Source organism: Haloarcula laminariae, assembly GCF_025457605.1.
Classification (GTDB): domain Archaea; phylum Halobacteriota; class Halobacteria; order Halobacteriales; family Haloarculaceae; genus Haloarcula; species Haloarcula laminariae.
The window spans coordinates 1,127,826-1,147,024 of sequence record NZ_JAMZFY010000001.1 but is presented as its reverse complement, the minus strand read 5'-3'; the positions used below and the strand labels follow the sequence as shown (position 1 = coordinate 1,147,024).

The following is a 19,199-nucleotide window of genomic DNA, read 5'->3' as shown; positions in this document are numbered from 1 at the left end:
GCGGTTCCAGGTCGCTCACACCGACCCCTCCCGGTCTAGGTCGCGGTCGTAGGGACCGACCGGCGTCACCAATCGCACCTGCTCGCGCTTCAGCAGCCCACCGTCGCGGCGGTCGCGCAGCTCATGAAACACGCCGTCCACGTCATCGCGTCGGGCACACTTCGCACACCAGAAATGGTGATTCGTCGGCTCCCACAAGCGGTGTCCGCGGGGACAGACGAACCGCCAGCGGTCCATCCGGTTCTCGATCTCCACCGTCTCTTTCGTCTCCGACATGTGCGGTCGGAACTGATGGCATGGGAGGTAAAGGGGGAAACCCACACGCGGGGAGTGAAAGTGAAAGTAATCGGTTCGCCGCCCCGTCCCGCCAAATTGCGGGATATCGCCGGTGAAAGTGAAACCGGGGCGCTGGCCGTCAGTCGTGCCACCTGTCTTTTGGCGGCGTGCATCGGTCGTGGTCATGTGTTCGCTCGATAGAGCGGCACTCCGGCCGGCGCAGGGTCGTCGGCTCCCGACTCCTTCTCACCCTACCTACACCCGTTGAGCCCGACTGCCGCACTATATTGCTCACTTACGCCCACCATACTTATTTGTTGCGCAGAACTGCTCAGACACGCCGATGATTACCCAAATATGCCGAATGACCGGTGCAACTAACACGTTCTGCTCAGATTTGCGGGTATGCGCCCGCGTGTCGAAGGCATGAACGAAGTAGATGATGCTGTCCTCGAATTCTTCGAGGCGCAAGACGAAGGGGTAGCTCTTCCCCCGACTGTCGTCTGGTATAATCTCCATGATCTGCTCGAAGTTATCGATAAAAGTCGGGATACCGTTGCCCGACGAATGCGGAAACTTACCGAGCGGGAGTTATTAGAAAAAGTATCGGAGGAGCGAGGATACTATCAGTTGACCCATAAGGGGCGTAGGTATCTTAGTGGAGATATAGAACCAGAAGAACTCCGTACTGATTCAGACGGGTAATACGGTTTTAACGATGAAACTTCAGGTTCGATTGAAGGAAATATTCCCATATCACTATCGGACCACTTCTGACTTGATCTCAAGTTTTTTAGGACCACTCTCAATCGTTGCTACTCTCTACATTGTTACTGAGATTTTAGCCGATTTCGTATTTCCTGTGGGACTTGGAAGTTTTGGATTTTATGCTTATTTTATGATTGATACGGGTCACTATTTTATGATACTCAGTGCTGGAGCTGTCTACTCTCTAATATTCCTCCGATGGGCTAAAGATATGATTCCGAGTATATGGAAGTGGATCACGCCACCTTTCAAAACTCCCAAAGTCAGGAGTGAGCAAACACAGACCATTTCAGAGGTTAAGAAGTCTGTGAGATTTGCTTTATATTTCACTTTATTCGGTTACCTTTTCGGATATATCATGCCATTTTTTGGAGTTATACCACGAAGGCGAGGGCTGATCGGTAGACCGGTCTATGGAGAAATACCGCTTCTATCCGAGTTATTTGCAGCACTTGCCAATTTTCCAATCATACAAAATGTTGCGTTCCTTTCTGATTTTATTACAACGGCCACCACTACAGGGTTGCTCTTTGTGGTAGTCTCAACTGGAAGTATGATTATCGGGCTACGGAATATGATCTATGTGTTTTCAAACCGTTCAATGATATTGGATGAGTCAACACGTTTTGGTTATGAACTGGTGGTTTTTGTCCGCTATGCACCGTATTTCGGATTTATTTCATCATTGATGAGTGTCTATTTTTATATCTGACTTCGTCTTTCACCACAGGAATTAGTCAGCAAACACAATTTTGCCACCCTTTAGGGCCGATTACCATCCGTCTTTAGCTAAGAGAAGAACCACGTGACAGCGGCGGCTTATCGAGGCTACTTTTCGAGAGGAACGAGGAGGCGGCAAGTGTGCACCAAGACGCCTCCTCATCCCGAATTATGCGTCGTCTCACTACACTGTTTCCCTCCGAGTTCCTCGAAGAGCACGCCGAGCAACTCGGCGTGGTCGAGCGAGAGGGTAAGTTGCAGATTCCAGCCCTCGTGTGGGCGCTCGTGTTCGGCTTCGCCGCAGGCGAAAGCCGAACACTTGCTGGCTTCAGACGCAGCTATAATTCGACAGCCGACGAACCGATCTCTCCCGGCGGCTTCTACCACCGGTTAACGCCGTTACTCGCCGAGTATCTCCGCGACCTCGTCGAGTACGGTCTCGACGAGGTCGCTGTTCCCGACGCTGTTGACGCTGATATCGGCCGATTCAGGGACGTAATGATCGCTGATGGAACCGTCCTGCGGTTGCACGAGTTCCTCTCTGATGAGTTCCAAGCACGCCACGAGGAGCAGGCTGGAGCGAAGCTCCACCTGCTCCACAACGCCACCGACCGGACGATTGAACGTTTCGACGTGACTGACGAGAAAACACACGACAGCACGCTGTTCAAGACGGGTTCGTGGCTACACGGACGGCTCGTTCTGTTCGACTTAGCGTACTTCAAGTACCGCCGCTTCGCGTTGATCGACGAGAACGACGGCTACTTCGTCAGCCGGCTGAAGCAGAACGCGAATCCGGTGATAACAGAGGAATTACGGGAATGGCGCGGGCGCGCCATTCCCTTGGCAGGCGAGCAGATCCAGGATGTGGTCGATGACCTCTCGCGGAAGTACATCGACGTGGAGGTCGAAGCGGAGTTTAAGCGAGGGCAGTACGAGGGAACACGCTCGCTGGACACGAAGCGATTCCGCGTCGTCGGCGTCCGCGATTCGGACGCCGACGACTACCATCTGTACATCACGAATCTGCCGAGAGAAGAGTTTCTCCCGTCGGATCTAGCAACGCTGTATCGGTGTCGGTGGGAGGTAGAGACGTTGTTCCGTGAGCTGAAGACGCAGTACGAACTAGATGAGTTCGACACGAGCAACCCGGCTGTCGTGGAAATTCTGCTGTACGCGGCGTTGCTGTCGCTGTTGGTGAGCCGTGACCTGTTGGATCTGGTCACTGAGCAAGCCGACAATGAGATCGTGTTTCCGCCGGAACGCTGGGCGGCGACCTTCCGGTCGCACGCCCAGCTCATCCTCCACGAACTCGGTGAGTATCTCGGTTACTCGCCACCGCCGCTGTTGGAGCGGCTGTTCGAAGACGCACAGAAAATACACCAGCAACGACCGATCTTACAGGATACGCTCGCTACCGCTACGCAACCGAGGTGTGAGTCTTAGCTAAAGACGAATGGGTGTTTACTCGGTGTATCCCAGCTCTCTTAGCTGTTCTTGAACTTCCTCCGACACTTCGACAGTCTGTGACGTCTCAGTCACATCCGATAACCGCCGTTGCAATCTCCCCCGCATTTTTTCGGCGATGTATGTGCAATCATCGATCTGATTGCTCTGTTCTCCTGGGTCTGTGCGAATGTTGTACAGTTCTTCCCTGCCCAGCTGGCGGTTCTGAATGTATTTCCAGCGGTCCGACCGGACTGATGCGACGACATTGTCCAGATTGATTTCCCCACCAAGTCCACTGGTATGACAGAGTTCCGAGAAGACGTAGTCACGCTCCAGCGTGTCTCGCTCGCCATCCAGCAAATCGACCAAAGAAATACCACGCCACTTATTTGGGGCCGAAATATCGAAGTGGTCAACTATCGTCGGAGCGAGGTCAACGTGACTTGTGACGGTATTGTGCACCGACTGCTGGCAGTACTGGCCCGACGAATCACAGACTATGAGAGGAACGTGGACGAGGTCTTCGTACATCTTAGTCCGGTGGCCGAGTGTACCTCGGTCGAATAACTCCTCACCGTGATCTGCAGTAAAGAACAACAGGCTATCATCTAGAATACCCCTCTCACAAAGACCGTCGAACAGTCGTTCGGCTTCAGCGTCGACGTAACAGGCTGAGGCAGCGTAAAAGTCTCGAAGGGCCTCAACCTCGGCTTCGGACACCGCCTCGACCATGGAACCGTCGATGATTTCCGGTCGTGCCCTGCGCGCCTTTCGAACCGTTCGACGGATACGGCCAATATCGAAATCGCCGGTATGAAATCCCTCGATGTACTTCTCTGGCGGATAGTATGGGGCATGAGGTTCCATATAGTGAACCCAGAGGAACAGGTCAGAGTCGTCGTCGGCGTGTTCATCAATCAGCGAGAGTGTTGTCTCTGTCACCTCATCCGCCTGCGGGTAGGGACACGGCGGTGTGTCATAGATGTCTCTGAGGCCATCGAACTGTAATTTTAGCTCCGATGCGATAGGAGAAATCACAGGCAGAGACTCTATAACCGAGGCGAGACGCGATTTCAGGTATGTCCCCGTTCCACCTGAATTACCGCCGTCGTTCGCCGGAGTGACCCAGTCTTCGAACGTATCAAACCCCCTGTGATAGTTGTACACTCGAGAGCACGATGTCTGGGCCGTGACGCCTATGGTCTGGATGCCGTTTTCGCTGAGAATCTCCGCGAGAGTAGTGTGGTTCTCGTTTACGCCGGCATACCCGTAATCAAGTGGGAGTGCGCTGGCGTGAATCCCGGGAAACGATGTTGAAGTACCTGACCCAGTGGAGAGGTGGTTTGAGAATTTTACTCCTTTCGACGCCATCTTATCAAGAAACGGAGTGACCTGTTTTTTATCTCGATTTCTGAAAAGGTGATCATATCGGAGCGCGTCAAACGAAATCAGGACAGTAGTAGTCACGATATCCCTATAACAATCTAGTATTTGAAATCGTTTTTGTTCAATACTCCGCAGAATACGTATCGGACAGAGGCTTCACTGCGCCCGACCGGGGGAGACCGACAAGAGGAAGACCCTCGGAGAATAATGACCATAGATATGTCAGTCATGAATATAGTCCGAGGTATGATTCACAGCCTGACAATCGAAAGGATAAGGAGTAACTCTGTCGAAGACAAAGATATCGATGGTATCTCTTCGTGTCTGTTTTGTCGTTAATGCCGTCGACCAGACGGTAGCGGAAGTCGATATTGCTGTCGCACTCCAGCGGTACACGGATACCGAAGTAACCGTGCTGTCGTGGTTCGATGCGGTTCCGTTCTACCGCGACGAGCTAGTCGATGTGGTCAACCTCGACGCACCGGACACGACCACCGGTGTCAATCGGGAGACTCTCCGGCAAGCCAGCGAGGTCATCGCCGAGGCGGATATCGTCCAGACTACCCACAACCACTCCGGGGTGTTCGCCAAGCTCCTCTCCAAGTACAACGGCGTCCCGTCGGTCTCCAGAGAGGGGAACACCAGAGACGGGTTCACGCGGCTCGGACGTGTTTCGAACGGACTCACGAACCCGATTTCGGCGAGAGTGGTCTGTAATTCCCGAGCAGTGTGGGAGTCGTTCAAACGGTGGGAGACCGCGCTACTCAACCCGGGCAATGTTGTCATCATTCCAAACGGTGTGGACCGCGCCGCAATCGACGCGGCCGCCGAGAACGACTGGAGTGTCCACCAAGTCGCTGACATTGGAGCTGACACGATTCTGGTCGGGACGGTGAGCACACTTACCGAGCAGAAAAACCACGAGACGCTTGTCCGGGGCGTCGCGCTGGCGCGCGAACAGGGGGTTCCGGTGGAACTCGTCGTCGCCGGCGACGGTCCACAGCGAGACCGTCTCGAAGCACTCGCCAGCGATCTCGGTGTCGTGAGTAAGGTCCATTTTCTCGGCGACATCGAGCGCGCTCAGGTGTACGGACTGCTTCACGAGATAGATATATATGCGATGCCGTCGCTGTGGGAGGGGTTCAGCATGGCCGCGGTCGAGGCAGTCGCGAGTGGGACAGCGTGTGTCTTTGCCGATATCGAGCCGTTTAGGCAGACGTACGACGAGGTAGCGAAGTTCCACGAGCCCACCGACGCCGAGACTCTGGCTGACGAGCTGGGGGAACTGGCTTCCGACCCCGACGAACGCGAGCGGCTTGGCGCCACCGGGCGACAACTTGTCGCAGAGAACTACACGATTGAAGCCATCGCGCGTTCATATCGGTCTGTCTACGAGGCAGTCCTCGCCGAATCTAACGGATAGTCCCCCGTGATTTATTCAATCAGATATCGATATCTACTTCTAATGGCTCGGACGAGCCCCAGTAGAAGCCAACGCGGCTCGCACGTGCTACGGCGATAAGGGAGTCACTGCTTCCGAAAAAAGCGGTGCTACCACGGATATCCAAACCCTTTTTGCCGTTCTGTGAATCTCTTCCGTATGAAAATCGGGTATTTCTGTTATCGACTCTCCGGGACAGGTCCCCGAACTCGCGCGGCCGATATCATCAACGGCGTCGCCGACATCACCGACCACGAAGTCATCGTACTGACGAACGAGCCCGAGAAGGTCCGGTCCGAAGCGACCGTCCAGACATTGTCGCTGGACAACCCACTCAAGACCCTACTGCGGACACGACGGGCTTTCGCTGACGCCGATGTCGTCCACGTCCCCATCAACATCTATCAGGTGCTTTTCACTCGGTTGGTCTACTGGGGTCCGCTCGTCGCCGGCGTGGGCCCGGGCATCCAGAACTCCCTATTTCACCGTCTGTTCGGTCGACTACTCGGCATCGACATCAAGATTCAGAAGGAAGCGGACGAAACCCAGTGGGAGCGACTCGGCTACGAGACGGCGAATGTTCTGGCCACCATCGATCGGTCTCAGTTCTATCAGTACGAGGACAAGCGAATCCAACAACTTCGGACAGAACACGGTATTGAAGCGGACGAGACAGTCATGCTGTACGTGGGTGCGCTCACCGAAGGCCAAGGTGCACACATCTTCGATCAGATGGCCCGCCAAACAGAGAACGAACGTCATCGGTTTATCGTCGCCGGTGCCGGCCCCCTCAAAGAGCGGTTCGAAAGTCACGATAACCTAACGTTCGAGGGGTTCGTCGACAACAAAGTGATGCCGGCGCTGTACAACGTCGCTGATATCACAGTCGCCCCACGGAAGTATGATGTTACCTCGAACGTGGGGTTGGAGTCACTAGCTTGTGGAACGCCGGTGATAACGACGGCCACCGGGAAAATCGAACGACTTTTCAAAAATCGCGGGACATACGTCTGGGCCGACCGGACGCCGGCAGCCGTGTTACGAACTGCAACTGAACTCGTCTCGGACCCGGACCGATATCAGGCCCAGGTTGAGCAGGGGTTCCAGGCCTTCGACGAGATGGAGCTCACTCTCAACAGCGCTGTTGAAACCCACCTAGACGTCTACGAGCGACTCTCCAGCTGATTCGGCGACACTCACTCAGCTCTGACCGCTGCGCCGGGACCACGTAATATAAATGAGGGCTCATGCAATAGTCAGGTATTCCTGCCGTAGACCAAAACCTCTCGGCAAACCATGACAAATATGCGACGGGACCGGAGCGCTGTCTTACATTTCGTTTCACAACTCGTCCGGTCGCTGGCGGGCTTTGGCTCCACGCTGTTTGCGGCAAAGTACTTCGGTGCAGGCGGGCTCGGTATCTACTCACAGATAATTGCGCTGCTGTTCTGGCTCAAACTCCCCGGAAATAGCATTAGGACGGCCGTCTCGAAGCGGATGTCGGAGTCCCGATTGGTAACCGGGCATTTTGCCGCCGGACTCTTTTTGGTTCTAGTCTACGGAGTTGTCGTGAGCCTCTTTATCATCGCCTTAGATGGCTTCGTGGCATCATACGTTGGCACTGATGTTGCTGTCCTCCTTGTCGGCCTGGTGCTGGCGAACATGCTACTTGACATTACGCGGGCTGGGCTGGAGGGGAGACGACAGGTCGCGCTCTCAGGGTGGCTGAGTAGTATAGAGAGCCTCCTACGGTTGGTTGGACAGGTTACCTTTGCCCTGACCGGGGCGCTGGTGCTAGGGCTTGTTTACGGTCATATCGTCTCGATGGCGGTCATCGCACTCACTGGACTGTTCCTGCTTTGGGACCACCTCACGCTACCGTCGCGGGCCGATTTCACCGACCTACGGCGGTTCACGCAGTACTCCTGGCTCAGCAACGTTGAGGGAATCGCCATCAACTGGCTCGACCTGTTGGTGCTCGGGTTCTTCGTCGCCGACAAGTTCGTCGGGATATACACCGCCGCCTGGACGCTCACCGGCTTCCTCTCTCTGGCTGGGAAGTCGATTTCCTCGACTCTCTTTCCCGAACTGAGTGAGCTCGGGAGTGACGAGCGGCTCGCCGAGGCCAGACAGCTCGTCTCTGATAGTCTGCTGTTTACCGGTATCTTCCTCATTCCAGGACTGTTCGGAGCGCTCGCTATTGGCGACCGGATACTCCGTATATACGGGCCGGAGTTCGCACAAGGCGCATATATCCTTGTCATCCTCCTCGCCGCTCGGACCGTCCACACATTCGGCCGACAGGCCATCAACACGCTGAACGGGCTGGACTATCCCAGAGCAACGTTCCGGGTCAACACGGCATTTATTCTGCTTAATCTGGTGCTCAATGTCGGACTGGTGTCGTTGTTCAGTCTGTACGGCCTGGGCTGGTACGGTGCTGCGGTCGCGACCCTGTTGTCGAGTTGCGGGTACCTGTGGTACGGGTGGCAGATGCTCACAGATAGAGCCGGGTCGATTCCGGTACCCGCTGGCGATATCGCCAAACAGGGCCTCGCAAGCGTCGTCATGGGAGCTGCCGTTTACTCGCTGACGCCTTTCGTACCTGCGTCGCTGCCATACACGCTCACGCTTGTCGCCCTTGGCGCAGCTATTTACGGGGCCGTCCTCGTTGTCATCTCCGCTGAGGTTCGCTTGAAGCTGTGCCGATTAGTCACGTTCTGAGGGCCTATAACTTGACAATATCTGGCGGTAGCGTTCACAGGCAGCCTCGAAACTGAACTCGTCGGTGACTAGAGACCGGCCCCAGTGGCTGACGTCTGCCAGCTCCTCGCGAGCGAGGATATCGACGATGTAGTTCCGGAGCCACTCGACCTCTCTCGATTCAATGAGAAATCCGGTCTCTCCGTCCCGAACCACATCCGGAACACCTGAGACCGGCGACGCGAGTACCGGCGTCCCACAGGCCAACGCTTCCAGTATCGTCGTCGGGAGCCCCTCAGTCGGCTGTGAGGGCAATACGAGCAGGGAGAGGTCATTGAGCTGGGCCGGCACCTCGTCGTGGTCGACCCACCCGGTGAGTTCCACCCGACCAGCGTCGATTTCCCCGGCCAGTTCAGTCTCCAGCCACTCCCGGAGTTCGCCGTCACCGATAAACCGAAACGTGATATCATTGGGGAGTTCGGCTGCCACTCGGGCTAGCTCCCGGATACCCTTCTCTTCGTCGATTCGACCAAGAAATCCAACCACCCGATTACGCTCGTTGTATGGTCGTGTCACGCGAAACTCGTCGGTCCGAACGTACCGCGCACCGGTCGGATACACGTCTGGGGCCTCCGGATGCAAGCCGAGTTGGCGGGCCATCGACGGCGTGTAGGTGACCACGCCGTCGGCGACGGCGAAGCCGGCACGTTCGAGTAGCCGGACCAGCCCGGCGAGGCCACGCGCCACCCGGTCCGGCAACCGCCGTTCCCAGTTCAGTCGCAGAGTCAGCGGCACGTCACCGCGGGGCTCGACGAGGACGGTCTTGCCGAGCAACCGCGCCACGACGATTGGCAGTAGATACGACGTCGCGCCGTAGAACAGCACCACGTCCTCGTTCCGGTCGGCCAGCACGCGACACATCCGAAACTGGTTCAGGAGGAACCGGACGGCGGCCACGAGGACGGAGTCACCGGCCCCCTTCCGGGTCAGCTCTACGAGTTCGTGTTTCCCGCGAATCTCCGAGTCGGCCGGGAGGTCCGCCGTCACGAGCGCGACGCCGGTTATCGCACTCAGTATGTCAAGCAGGCTCCGGGTGGCGTTCTCGCCGGCCGCGGCCAGCGGATGGGTGACGACACAGACGTCCGGGAGGTCCCCGGGCTCTGTCGGCGTCATGCGCCCTCCCACACGTACACCCCGTAGAGATAGCCGGCGCCGACGGCGCCGGTCAGCACGAACAGAAACAGGAACTGGAGGAGGCCGGCCAGGGACGGCGACCGAACCAGCGAGCCGACGCGTCGGGGGACGAAGGAAAACAGCAGTCGGCCCAGGAAGTCGGACTCCTCGCCCGTGGATTCGGGGACGAACACTTCCATCCCGCGTTTGGAGTACCCCTGCCAGAAGGCCCGGTCGACGAGCCACCCGGGGTCGGTCCGGTAGTCGAACACCTTGTGAGCGACCAGCGCTTCGGGGACGTAGTAGACGCCCGCGTCGTACTCGCTCCGGAGCCGGGCACACAGCTCCGTCTCGCCGCCCTGCAGGTTCTTCTCGCCCTGTCGCCCCCCGATGTCGTCCTCGAACCCGCCCAGGTCGAGGAACACGTCCCGTCGAAAGGAGATGTTCGACCCGAACGTGTTGCGGACCTCGCCGGCCTCGTCGGGGTCGCCGTTCGGTCCGAATCCGCGATTCGTCACGCCCACGAGCCAGTAGAACTCCTCGGGGAGAAAGCGGGGCTTGCCGGCGACCCACGCCGGAACCATTCGACCGCCGACCGCCTGGCGGCTCTCGTCTGCCTCGTAGGCGGCGACGAGCCGTTCGGTCCAGTCGTCGGCCGCGACGGCGTCGTCGTCGAGAAAGGCGACCACGTCCCCGGTGGCTCGCTCGGCCCCGTTGTTCCGGCTCTCCAGCAGGCCGACGTTCTCGTCGTTACAGTGAATCACCACGTCGTCGCGGTCGCCGAAGTCGGCCCGGAACTGCCCGTAGACGTCGTCGTTCCCGTCCGAGACCAGCACCAGTTCGACGTCGTCGTGAGTCTGGCCCAGCACACTCTCGGCCGCCTCCATACAGTCGTCGTACCGCTCCAGCGTGTGCGTACAGAGGACGACGGAAACACGCATTGGTGGGGAATGCACCACCGCCGCGGTTAGGCGTTTCCATCCCGCTCGGGACTGCTCAGCGAGGCGAGGTCAAAAGGCTTATGCGCGCCTTGGCAGTGTCTCAGACCAATGAGTCACTCACGGGGGACATCGGCCGAAAACCCCGAACCTGAGTCCACGCTGGACAGGGTCAAATCATGGTATCACGTACCAGCCCTCCTCCTCGTGTTCGGGTTCATGCTGTGGAACCGGGCCCGGAACTACGCGTCGTACATCGTCGACGGGGAGGTCCTGTTTACCGGGACCGACCCGTGGTATCACTACCGCTCGACGATGTACGTCGTACAGAACTGGCCGGCAACGATGCCCTTTGATCCCTGGACCTACTTCCCCTATGGGAACCGCTCGGGTCAGTTCGGGACGCTGATGGACCAGGTGTTCGGGACGATAGCGATTATCGTCGGCCTCGGGGACCCCAGCGCCCACACCGTCGGCATGGTCGCGCTCTTCGCGCCGACCGTGATGGGGGCCCTCGCAGCGATTCCCACGTATTACATGGGGCGACGGCTGGCGGGACGAATCGGCGGCGTGACGGCGGCGATAATACTCGCGCTCTCGGCGGGTCTGTTCCTCCAACGGAGCGTCGTCGGGGTCTACGACCACCAAGTCGCCGAAGGGCTGTTGCAGGTGACTTCGGTCCTGGGCGTGATGGTCGCCATCTCTGTCGCCGAACGCGATAAACCGATCTACGAGCAGTTCCTCGACCGCGATATCCCGGCGCTCAGAGCCAGCGTCGGCTACGCCGCCCTCGCGGGCCTGGCCATCTCGATGTATCTCTGGACGTGGCCGCCGGCGGTCCTCCTGCTCGGTATCCTCGGGGTTTTCTTCCTGCTCTGGCTGACCCTCGAGTTCGTCCGGGGGAAAAGCCCGGAACACGTGGCTATCTCCGGGGCCGTGATGATGACCACAGTGGCTGTGCTACAGTTGGCCGTCATCCAGCGGTTGACTATCTCTGCGACGGATCACACGCTGTTACAAGTGATTCTTGCGGCCGCTATCGCCGGTGGCTGTGTCTTCATGGCCTGGTTGGCCCGCCACGTGGAAGCTAACGGCTACGGCCGGAACCTTTATCCAGTCATTGTCGGAGGTGTTCTATCGACACTTGCGATACTGACCGCAATACTGACTCCGGATATCTTTAGCTACTTTGTCGACCAAGTGCTACGAGTGCTAGGCTTCACTGCGAGTCCGTCCGCGACACAGACCTCCGTCGGCGAGGCGACGCCGCTCACGGAGCCCCGCCGTCTGTACCAGTACCACGGACTCGCGCTGTTCGCCGCCGTCATCGGTGCGGTCCTCGTCCTATTCAACCAGCTCACTGACAGGGAAGAGAGTGCGGAGCGGTTCCTGATGGTCATCTGGTTCGCATTCATTCTGGCCGCCTCGCTCACCCAGATTCGGTTCGGCGTCTATCTCGTCTTCCCGGTGGCTGCACTCTCGGCGGTCGCCGTCGACTACGTGGTCCGGTGGACTGACTTCTCTATCGAGGACGGCGTCGAGGCCTACGAGGTCATCACCATCGCCTCGGTCGTGTTAGTCCTGTTCGGAACCCTACTGCTGGTCTCACCGACGGCACTGGCCATCGGTGGGAGTGCGGGCCCCGGCGAGGAGCCGGCCGCCTGGAGCGAGAGCATGGAGTGGCTGGACCAGCACTCGCCGGAGGAAGGCGCCTACGGCACGGGCGGTAACGGGAACCTGGAGTACTACGGTACTTACCCCGATCAGGAGGACTTCGACTACTCGGAAGGGGCGTACGGCGTGATGTCGTGGTGGGACTACGGCCACATCATCACGGTCCAGGGCGAGCGGATACCGAACGCGAACCCGTTCCAACAAGGATCGACTACGGCGGCGAACTTCCTGCTTGCACCCAACGAGACACAGGCGAACAACGTCCTCGAGACAGTCGACGAGGACGACGACACGCCGGCCCAGACCAGGTACGTCGCCGTCGACTGGAAGATGGCAAACACCTACGGCCAGGGCGGCGGGAAGTTCTTCGCCCCGCCCCGGTTCTACGACGTCTCGAACGTCTCCGCGAGCGACTACTACGGGTCGATTCGGAGCCGACAGAACTCACAGCAGTACATGAACTACCGGACCCAGGACTACTACGAGAGCATGGTCGTCCGGCTCTACGAGTACCACGGTAGCGCCAAGGAGCCGCAGTCGGCGTCCCAGCCGTTCGTCTACGTCGTCGACTGGGACACGGCGACCACGCGTAACGGCCAGACCATCCGGGCCTCGCCGGCGGACGGCTCGCCCGCGGTGAAACGGTTCAGCACGATGGAGGAGGCTCGGAACTTCACCGAGTCTGACGGGACCTCACAGATAGGCGGCTTCGGCGCCCAGCCAGGCGAACGGGTCCCGGCGCTTGAACACTACCGCTTCGTCGGCTCCAGCGAGACCAGCGCGTACAGCTCCGGCGCGCACAACCAGTTCCAACTCATCGAGTCCGCGTTCGGTCAGCTCCCGAGTCAGCAGTCTTCGACCGGTGACTGCGCGTCCAACCAGACGGCGATGCCGATCGGCAATCAGACCTACTGCATGGACGACGCGGCCACCAAGACGATGGACCACACCAACCCGGCCTGGACGAAGCTGTTCGAGCGAGTGCCCGGCGGGACCATCGAGGGGACCGCCCCGGCAAACACCACCATCGAGGCGAGCGTCCCGATGCGAAACAACGTCACCGGCGAGACGTTCACCTACACCCAGCGCGTCGACGTTGGCTCCGACGGCCAGTTCGAGATGACCGTCCCGTACTCGACGACCGGGTACGACAACTGGGGCACCGACAAAGGGTACACGAACGTGAGCGTTCGAGCGCAAGGTCCCTACGAGTTCAACATCCCGATTAACCCGCGAGCTTCGGTACAACTCAACGGGACGGCCGAGGTCACCGAAGGACAGGTGGTTGGCGAGGACGACTCCGCTACGACGGTAAACCTGACCGTCCCCAACAACGACCAAACGACCGAGACGACAACCGACACCAGTACGAACGAAACGTCGGGAGGGACCACCGACGGGTCCACAAGCGGTGACACGTCGACGACTGACGGTGGCGAGACGGCGACGCCGAACACCGTCGTGCGACCGTCGACCGAACCGCTACCGTAGGCACTGAGAGTCGGTTTTCGCCGTGACTGCAGCCAGTTACGAGACTGCGACCCGGAAACGCCTTGTCAGGAATCGATCGGGTTGAACGTCCCGTTGATGTCCCACTCGTGGAGGCAGTGGGGGTTGCCGGACTGTTTCTCGCCGTCGACGACCTCGATACGCCAGGTGCAGTGGTCGTCGTCCCACAGGTCGCGTCGCCCGCACCGCTCGCATTCGCGTTCTCGTGGAGAGGTAATTACTGCCATGTTCGAGGGAAGCCCGCCGACGATTATCAGCGTGCCGGTCCACGCGGGGTTTTACCGCTCGATACCGTAGCGCCGGTGATGGGCTTTCACACGTTCGACCCCGCCCGCGCCGACCAGCTAGACGACCCGACCCGCTATGCCTACCTCTCGGTCGACGAACTGCTGGCGCTGTTCGACCCGGCGGCCGACGACGTGGTCGCAGACCTCGGCAGCGGGACCGGCTTCTACACCGACGACGTGGCGGCGGCCGCGGGCACCGTCTACGCCGTCGACGTCCAGCCGGAGATGCACGAGCGGTATCGCGAGAAGGGGCTGCCGGACAACGTGACGCCGGTGACGGCGACCGTCGAGTCACTGCCGGTCGGAGCCCTGGATGCGGTCGTCTCGACGATGACGTTCCACGAGTTCGCGACGCCGGATGCGATGGACGCCGTCGCGGACGCGCTCGCCCCCGGCGGTCGGGTGGCGCTGGGCGACTGGACGCGGACGGGGGCCGGGGACGCCGGTCCGCCGCTGGAGGAACGCTACGCGGCCGCGGACGCCGTCGAGCTGTGTGAAGACGCCGGAATCACCGTCCACCGGGCCGAGGACCGACGGGAGACGTTCGTGCTCTCGGGGACGCTCTAGAAGTCGGGGAGGTCGCCGGCGTCGACTTCCTGGGCCTCCCAGTCCAGATAGTCGTCGGCCAGCACGTCACAGACGACCTGCCCGAGTTCAGTCAGCCCGGCGTTTATCGAGGAGACCGTCTCCCAGGACTCGACATCGGCGTGAATCTCCCGCTCGCGCCAGTCCTCCGGCAAGCCGGGTGCGTGGTAGCCGACCCGTCCGGCGAAGGAGTCCCAGAAGAAGTCGAACTCGCCGATGAGGTCGAGGTCGGTGACGATGTCCCACGTGTCCTCGTCGAGGCTGGTGTCGGCGGCCCACTCGCGGAAGGCGTCGTCCCAGGCGCCGTCAGCGAGGGCCTCCGAGAGCTCGCCGCGTCGGTACTCGTCGCCCTGTACGTCCACGTCGTCGTACTCCGCCGCCTCGACCGCGGCCGAGAGCGTCGGTCGGTCGGGGACAGCCACGTCCAGTGTCATACGCACTCTTCGGCGGCGAGAAGGATAAACGTCATCGACCCCGTTCGCGGGACGGTGAGCGACCCGTCTGGACGCTCAGGCCGCGACGTACTGCGATTCCCAGTCCTGTCGCGCGTCGAGTTCCCGCTGACCGCGACGTGTCAGGGTGTAGAAATTGGTCCGTCGGTCGCGCTGACCCTTCTCGACGAGTCCCTTCTCGACCAGCGTATCGAGGTTGGGGTAGAGCCGACCGTGGTTGACCTCGCTCTCGTAGTACCCCTCCAGTTCATCCTTGATGGCGAGGCCGTGTGGCTCGTCCAGTCCGGCGATCACGTACAACAGGTCTCGCTGGAATCCAGTTAGGTCGTGCATATGTCTCGTTTTTTCAGTTGGTGTCCACACATATCATAGTTGCTAAACCATTGGTAATGCACCTACCGTCTAGTTAGTCACCGCCATCCTGCGGTTACCTCGACACCGAACTGTAATTTAGTAAGTATTATCGAGGAAGGAGCGGGGATTCGACAGGACTTCTTCTCATATTGTCACTCTCCCGGGGCCGAGCGGCGTCGGCCGACCCGACAACGGTAAAGGAAGCCGCCGTGTAACCCGGCGTGATGACCGAACACGCGGCATCGGCGGACGACGAGTTTCCCGAACCGAGAGGCGAGGGGTCCGTCGAAGTCGTGGGGACCGCCCACGTCTCCGAGCAGAGCGTCGAGGAAGTGGAATCGACACTCGAGGACCGCCGGCCCGACATCGTGGCCGTCGAGCTCGACGAGGGCAGATACCGACAGATGCAGGGGGAGGCGCCCGAGGACCTCGATGCGAGCGACCTCCTCCGGGGGAACACGGTCTTTCAGTTCCTGGCCTACTGGATGCTGTCGTACATCCAGGCCCGGCTGGGCGACCGGTTCGACGTCGAACCCGGCGCCGACATGAAAGCCGCCATCGACACCGCCGAGGAACTCGGCCTGGGCCTGGCGCTGGTCGACCGGGACATCCAGACCACCGTCCAGCGGTTTTGGGCCCGGCTGACCGGTCGGGAGAAGCTGTCGTTGCTGGGGAGCCTGCTGGCCGAGATGGGGCCGCCCCTCACCGTTGGCCTCACGGTCGGTGCCGTCTTCGGCAGCGCCATCGCCATCGTCGCCGGCGCGTTCACGGACAGCCTGTTACTCGGCGCCGGCGCGCTCGGCGGCGCGATACCGGGCGGCCTGGTCGGCCTGCTGGACACGCTCCTCGTCGTGGTCGTGGCGAGTCTCGTCGTCGGGCTCCCGCTCGCGGTGGCCCTCGGCCGCCTCGGCGGCGACGCCGAGGACGTCGAGGCGTTCGACATCGAGCAGATGACCGACACCGACGTGGTGAGCGCGATGATGGAGGAGTTCCGGCAGTTCTCCCCGGGCGGGGCCGAGGCGCTCATCGACGAGCGCGACGCCTTCATCGCCCACCGGCTGGTCGAGCTCCGCGAGGCGGGCTATCACGTCGTCGCCATCGTCGGAGCGGGCCACCGAGAGGGAATCGAGCGCTATCTCGACCACCCCGAGGAGCTGCCGCCGATGTCGTCGCTTGTCGGTACCGAGAGCGGCAGTCGGTTCTCCTTGTACAAGCTCGTCGGCTACGCCGTCGGCCTCGCGTTTCTCGTCTTCTTTGGCCTGCTCATCCTGGGCGGAGCGAGTCAGGCCGTCCTGCTGGAGCTGTTCGCCGCGCTCGTCGTCGTCAACGCCGTCTGCGCGGGCGGGCTGGCGAAGCTGGCGGGCGCCCACTGGTCGTCCGCCGCCGCGGCGGGCCTCTTTGGCTGGTTGACCTCTCTCTTCCCGCTTCTCGCGGCCGGCTGGTTCGCCGGCTACGTCGAGTTGCGCTACATCTCCGTCAACGTCGGTGACATCGCCGACCTCAACGAGATACTGAGCGACGAGGAAGCCCCCATCGCCGACCTGGTGGCGCGGATGCGGGCCGTCCCGCTTTTCCGGCTCATCCTCATCGTCGCGCTGGCAAACGTCGGGAGCGCCGTCGCCTCCTACGTCTTCTTCCCGCTCCTGTTGCCCTACCTCGCGGCTGACATCGGCGGTATCGAAGGTGTCACGCGCCTACTATGGGCCGGTATCGAACAGGGCGCCCACATACTCGTCGGGGTGCTGTGATGCACCTGGAGTTCAGCCAACGCGAGATACGTGACCTCGCCGTCGCGTGGCTCGCCCTGGGCGTCGCCTTCACTCTCCTGCTGGAGCGGGAGCTAGTCGCCGCGCTCGACCTCGGCGGACAGCTGACCGCGCTGAGCCCCGCCGCCGTCGCCGGGACGCTCCTCGTTAGCCTGCTGACCGTCGGCGTAGGCTTTCTGTTGCACGAGGTCGCTCACAAGGTGGTCGCGGTGCGGTTCGGCCAGGTCGCGGCCTTCCGGGCAGACTACCGGATGCTCGGCTTCGCCGTCGTCGGGGCGCTCGTCGGCTTCCTCTTTGCCGCTCCCGGCGCAGTCGTCCACCAGGGCCGCATCACGGCAAAACAGAACGGCCTCATCGCGCTCGCCGGGCCGGTGACGAATCTCCTGCTCGCCGTCGTCTTCCTGGTGCCGTATGCCGTCGTCCTGACCGTCGGAACGAGCGGGTTCCTCGCCGACCTGGCCACCCGCGGCCTGCAGATAAACCTCCTGCTGGCGGGGTTCAACATGCTCCCCTTCGGCCCGCTTGACGGCCGGAAGATTCGCGCCTGGAGCACCCTCGTCTGGGCCGTCGTCGCGGTCCCGTCGCTCGTGCTGGCGGTCGGTGCGCTGTTCGTGCTCTGACTGTCGCGGTGACGGCGGGGAACGATGCTCTTTTGCCCGCCCCACGCGCCGGATTCGATATGACCGAGGACGACGCGACTCCCGACGAAGACGAGGCGGAGGGACTGACCTACGCCGAGACCGGCGTCGACATCGACGCCAGCGAGGCGGCGACGAAGGCGCTCATCGGGGCGGCCGGCGAGTTCGAGGGCGACTACGCCGGCCTCGTCGACATCGGCGACCAGTATCTGGCGCTGGCCACCGACGGCGTCGGCACCAAACTCCTGGTGGCGGAGGCCATCGACGACTACTCCACCATCGGCATCGACTGCATGGCGATGAACGTCAACGACCTGCTCGCCACCGGCGTCGAGCCCGTCGCGTTCGTCGACTACCTGGCCGTCGAAACCCCGGACGAGGCGACGAGCGAGGACATCGGCGCCGGACTGCGCGAGGGGGCCAAGCGGGCCGGCGTCGCGCTGGTCGGTGGCGAGACGGCGGTGATGCCCGACGTCATCAAGGGGCTCGACATCGCCGGGACCTGCGCCGGACTCGCGCCCAAGGACGCCGTCTTCCCCGGCGAGGCCGAGGCCGGCGACGCCATCGTCGGCTGGCCCTCCTCCGGCATCCACTCTAACGGGCTGACGCTGGCCCGCGAGGCCGTGACCCGGAACCACGCGTACACCGACCCGTTCCCCCCGAATCCCGACCGGTCAATCGCCGAGGAGCTCCTGACGCCGACGCGCATCTACAGCGAAGCGCTGGAGCCGCTCCGTGGGGCCGAGACCCACGCCGCGGCCCACGTCACCGGCGGCGGGTGGACGAACCTCACCCGGATGGGCGCGTTCCGCTACGAGATCACGGACGCGTTCGAGCCCCAGTCGGTCTTCGAGTTCGTCCAGGAGGAGGGGAACGTCGACGACGAGGAGATGTACCGGACGTTCAACATGGGAACCGGGTTCGTCGCAGCGCTGCCCGAGGACGACGCCGAAACCGTGGTCGAGGCGAGCGAGGACGCGCGGGTTATCGGCCATGTCGAGGAGGGCGAAGAAACAGTGTCAGTTCGCGGCCTGGAACTGCGGGACTGAAAGCCCGAAAGCGGGACAAGTTCGATAGAGT

Annotated in this window: 18 protein-coding genes; 11 read left to right on the top strand and 7 right to left on the bottom strand. The window is 61.0% G+C overall.

Annotated features, from left to right (window positions below):
• Positions 1-15: 15 nt before the first annotated feature.
• Positions 16-276: a hypothetical protein gene (locus NJQ98_RS06065; protein WP_262176975.1), complete on the bottom strand. Its 261-nt coding sequence runs from the start codon at positions 274-276 to the stop codon at positions 16-18.
• Between the two features lie 405 nt (positions 277-681).
• Here NJQ98_RS06065 and NJQ98_RS06060 point away from each other — a divergent pair, with 405 nt between their 5' ends.
• The 3 genes from NJQ98_RS06060 to NJQ98_RS06050 all read left to right on the top strand — a co-directional run bounded on the left by NJQ98_RS06060 (position 682) and on the right by NJQ98_RS06050 (position 3,210).
• A complete protein-coding gene (locus NJQ98_RS06060; protein WP_489146072.1) occupies positions 682-981 on the top strand; it encodes a transcriptional regulator in 300 nt (99 codons plus the stop codon).
• A 13-nt stretch (positions 982-994) separates the two neighbouring features.
• Entirely contained in the window at positions 995-1,756 is a 762-nt protein-coding gene (locus NJQ98_RS06055) for a hypothetical protein (protein WP_262176973.1), read from the top strand.
• Between the two features lie 179 nt (positions 1,757-1,935).
• The gene (locus tag NJQ98_RS06050; RefSeq protein WP_262178765.1) at positions 1,936-3,210 is read left to right on the top strand and encodes an IS4 family transposase; all 1,275 of its coding nucleotides are present in this window, start codon (positions 1,936-1,938) and stop codon (positions 3,208-3,210) included.
• An 18-nt stretch (positions 3,211-3,228) separates the two neighbouring features.
• On the opposite strand, the gene NJQ98_RS06045 is transcribed toward NJQ98_RS06050, so the two are convergent.
• A complete protein-coding gene (locus NJQ98_RS06045) occupies positions 3,229-4,680 on the bottom strand; it encodes a sulfatase family protein (RefSeq protein WP_262176971.1) in 1,452 nt (483 codons plus the stop codon).
• A gap of 226 nt (positions 4,681-4,906) precedes the next feature.
• Between NJQ98_RS06045 and NJQ98_RS06040 the strand changes: the two genes are divergently transcribed.
• The 3 genes from NJQ98_RS06040 to NJQ98_RS06030 all read left to right on the top strand — a co-directional run bounded on the left by NJQ98_RS06040 (position 4,907) and on the right by NJQ98_RS06030 (position 8,764).
• The gene (locus NJQ98_RS06040) at positions 4,907-6,022 is read left to right on the top strand and encodes a glycosyltransferase (RefSeq protein WP_262176967.1); all 1,116 of its coding nucleotides are present in this window, start codon (positions 4,907-4,909) and stop codon (positions 6,020-6,022) included.
• Positions 6,023-6,199: 177 nt separating this feature from the next.
• A complete protein-coding gene (locus tag NJQ98_RS06035; protein ID WP_262176966.1) occupies positions 6,200-7,225 on the top strand; it encodes a glycosyltransferase family 4 protein in 1,026 nt (341 codons plus the stop codon).
• A 120-nt stretch (positions 7,226-7,345) separates the two neighbouring features.
• On the top strand, positions 7,346-8,764 hold the full coding sequence (locus NJQ98_RS06030) for an oligosaccharide flippase family protein (protein ID WP_262176965.1): 1,419 nt from the start codon (positions 7,346-7,348) through the stop codon (positions 8,762-8,764).
• Here the strand turns inward: NJQ98_RS06030 and NJQ98_RS06025 are convergent.
• Complete coding sequence (locus NJQ98_RS06025; protein ID WP_262176963.1) at positions 8,750-9,916, bottom strand: glycosyltransferase family 4 protein; 1,167 nt, start codon at positions 9,914-9,916, stop codon at positions 8,750-8,752. The genes NJQ98_RS06030 and NJQ98_RS06025 overlap by 15 nt on opposite strands.
• On the bottom strand, positions 9,913-10,857 hold the full coding sequence (gene aglG / locus NJQ98_RS06020; protein ID WP_262176959.1) for a glucosyl-dolichyl phosphate glucuronosyltransferase: 945 nt from the start codon (positions 10,855-10,857) through the stop codon (positions 9,913-9,915). Before aglG ends, NJQ98_RS06025 begins: the two co-directional genes overlap by 4 nt.
• Before the next feature lie 108 nt (positions 10,858-10,965).
• On the opposite strand from aglG, the gene NJQ98_RS06015 reads away from it, so the two are divergent.
• Positions 10,966-14,019: an oligosaccharyl transferase, archaeosortase A system-associated gene (locus NJQ98_RS06015; RefSeq protein ID WP_262176955.1), complete on the top strand. Its 3,054-nt coding sequence runs from the start codon at positions 10,966-10,968 to the stop codon at positions 14,017-14,019.
• Between the two features lie 65 nt (positions 14,020-14,084).
• Here the strand turns inward: NJQ98_RS06015 and NJQ98_RS06010 are convergent, their stop codons facing one another.
• The gene (locus tag NJQ98_RS06010; RefSeq protein WP_262176951.1) at positions 14,085-14,264 is read right to left on the bottom strand and encodes an HEWD family protein; all 180 of its coding nucleotides are present in this window, start codon (positions 14,262-14,264) and stop codon (positions 14,085-14,087) included.
• Positions 14,265-14,342: 78 nt separating this feature from the next.
• On the opposite strand from NJQ98_RS06010, the gene NJQ98_RS06005 reads away from it, so the two are divergent.
• A complete protein-coding gene (locus tag NJQ98_RS06005; protein ID WP_262176948.1) occupies positions 14,343-14,891 on the top strand; it encodes a class I SAM-dependent methyltransferase in 549 nt (182 codons plus the stop codon).
• Here NJQ98_RS06005 and NJQ98_RS06000 read toward each other — a convergent pair.
• Positions 14,888-15,343, bottom strand: coding sequence for a DUF7992 family protein (locus tag NJQ98_RS06000; RefSeq protein ID WP_262176945.1), 456 nt, complete (start codon positions 15,341-15,343; stop codon positions 14,888-14,890). The genes NJQ98_RS06005 and NJQ98_RS06000 overlap by 4 nt on opposite strands.
• Before the next feature lie 75 nt (positions 15,344-15,418).
• Positions 15,419-15,694, bottom strand: coding sequence for a PadR family transcriptional regulator (locus tag NJQ98_RS05995; RefSeq protein WP_262176942.1), 276 nt, complete (start codon positions 15,692-15,694; stop codon positions 15,419-15,421).
• Positions 15,695-15,939: 245 nt separating this feature from the next.
• Here NJQ98_RS05995 and NJQ98_RS05990 point away from each other — a divergent pair, with 245 nt between their 5' ends.
• The 3 genes from NJQ98_RS05990 to purM are packed head-to-tail and all read left to right on the top strand — an operon-like array spanning position 15,940 to position 19,168.
• Complete coding sequence (locus NJQ98_RS05990) at positions 15,940-17,463, top strand: TraB/GumN family protein (RefSeq protein ID WP_262176941.1); 1,524 nt, start codon at positions 15,940-15,942, stop codon at positions 17,461-17,463.
• Positions 17,463-18,101 (top strand): zinc metalloprotease, encoded by a 639-nt coding sequence (locus tag NJQ98_RS05985; RefSeq protein WP_262176938.1) that lies wholly within the window; start codon positions 17,463-17,465, stop codon positions 18,099-18,101. The genes NJQ98_RS05990 and NJQ98_RS05985 overlap by 1 nt, the downstream gene beginning before the upstream one ends.
• 59 nt (positions 18,102-18,160) lie before the next feature.
• Positions 18,161-19,168 (top strand): phosphoribosylformylglycinamidine cyclo-ligase, encoded by a 1,008-nt coding sequence (gene purM / locus NJQ98_RS05980; protein WP_262176937.1) that lies wholly within the window; start codon positions 18,161-18,163, stop codon positions 19,166-19,168.
• The last annotated feature ends 31 nt before the right edge of the window (positions 19,169-19,199 follow it).

Excerpts from the sequence above, each read along its gene's own strand:
- NJQ98_RS06065 (WP_262176975.1), bottom strand. The coding sequence starts at position 276 with ATGTCGGAGACGAAAGAGACGGTGGAGATCGAGAACCGGATGGACCGC.
- NJQ98_RS06060 (WP_489146072.1), top strand. The coding sequence starts at position 682 with ATGCGCCCGCGTGTCGAAGGCATGAACGAAGTAGATGATGCTGTCCTC.
- NJQ98_RS06055 (WP_262176973.1), top strand. The coding sequence starts at position 995 with ATGAAACTTCAGGTTCGATTGAAGGAAATATTCCCATATCACTATCGG.
- NJQ98_RS06050 (WP_262178765.1), top strand. The coding sequence starts at position 1,936 with ATGCGTCGTCTCACTACACTGTTTCCCTCCGAGTTCCTCGAAGAGCAC.
- NJQ98_RS06040 (WP_262176967.1), top strand. The coding sequence starts at position 4,907 with ATGGTATCTCTTCGTGTCTGTTTTGTCGTTAATGCCGTCGACCAGACG.
- NJQ98_RS06035 (WP_262176966.1), top strand. The coding sequence starts at position 6,200 with ATGAAAATCGGGTATTTCTGTTATCGACTCTCCGGGACAGGTCCCCGA.
- NJQ98_RS06030 (WP_262176965.1), top strand. The coding sequence starts at position 7,346 with ATGCGACGGGACCGGAGCGCTGTCTTACATTTCGTTTCACAACTCGTC.
- NJQ98_RS06025 (WP_262176963.1), bottom strand. The coding sequence starts at position 9,916 with ATGACGCCGACAGAGCCCGGGGACCTCCCGGACGTCTGTGTCGTCACC.
- aglG (WP_262176959.1), bottom strand. The coding sequence starts at position 10,857 with ATGCGTGTTTCCGTCGTCCTCTGTACGCACACGCTGGAGCGGTACGAC.
- NJQ98_RS06015 (WP_262176955.1), top strand. The coding sequence starts at position 10,966 with ATGAGTCACTCACGGGGGACATCGGCCGAAAACCCCGAACCTGAGTCC.
- NJQ98_RS06010 (WP_262176951.1), bottom strand. The coding sequence starts at position 14,264 with ATGGCAGTAATTACCTCTCCACGAGAACGCGAATGCGAGCGGTGCGGG.
- NJQ98_RS06005 (WP_262176948.1), top strand. The coding sequence starts at position 14,343 with ATGGGCTTTCACACGTTCGACCCCGCCCGCGCCGACCAGCTAGACGAC.
- NJQ98_RS06000 (WP_262176945.1), bottom strand. The coding sequence starts at position 15,343 with ATGACACTGGACGTGGCTGTCCCCGACCGACCGACGCTCTCGGCCGCG.
- NJQ98_RS05995 (WP_262176942.1), bottom strand. The coding sequence starts at position 15,694 with ATGCACGACCTAACTGGATTCCAGCGAGACCTGTTGTACGTGATCGCC.
- NJQ98_RS05990 (WP_262176941.1), top strand. The coding sequence starts at position 15,940 with ATGACCGAACACGCGGCATCGGCGGACGACGAGTTTCCCGAACCGAGA.
- NJQ98_RS05985 (WP_262176938.1), top strand. The coding sequence starts at position 17,463 with ATGCACCTGGAGTTCAGCCAACGCGAGATACGTGACCTCGCCGTCGCG.
- purM (WP_262176937.1), top strand. The coding sequence starts at position 18,161 with ATGACCGAGGACGACGCGACTCCCGACGAAGACGAGGCGGAGGGACTG.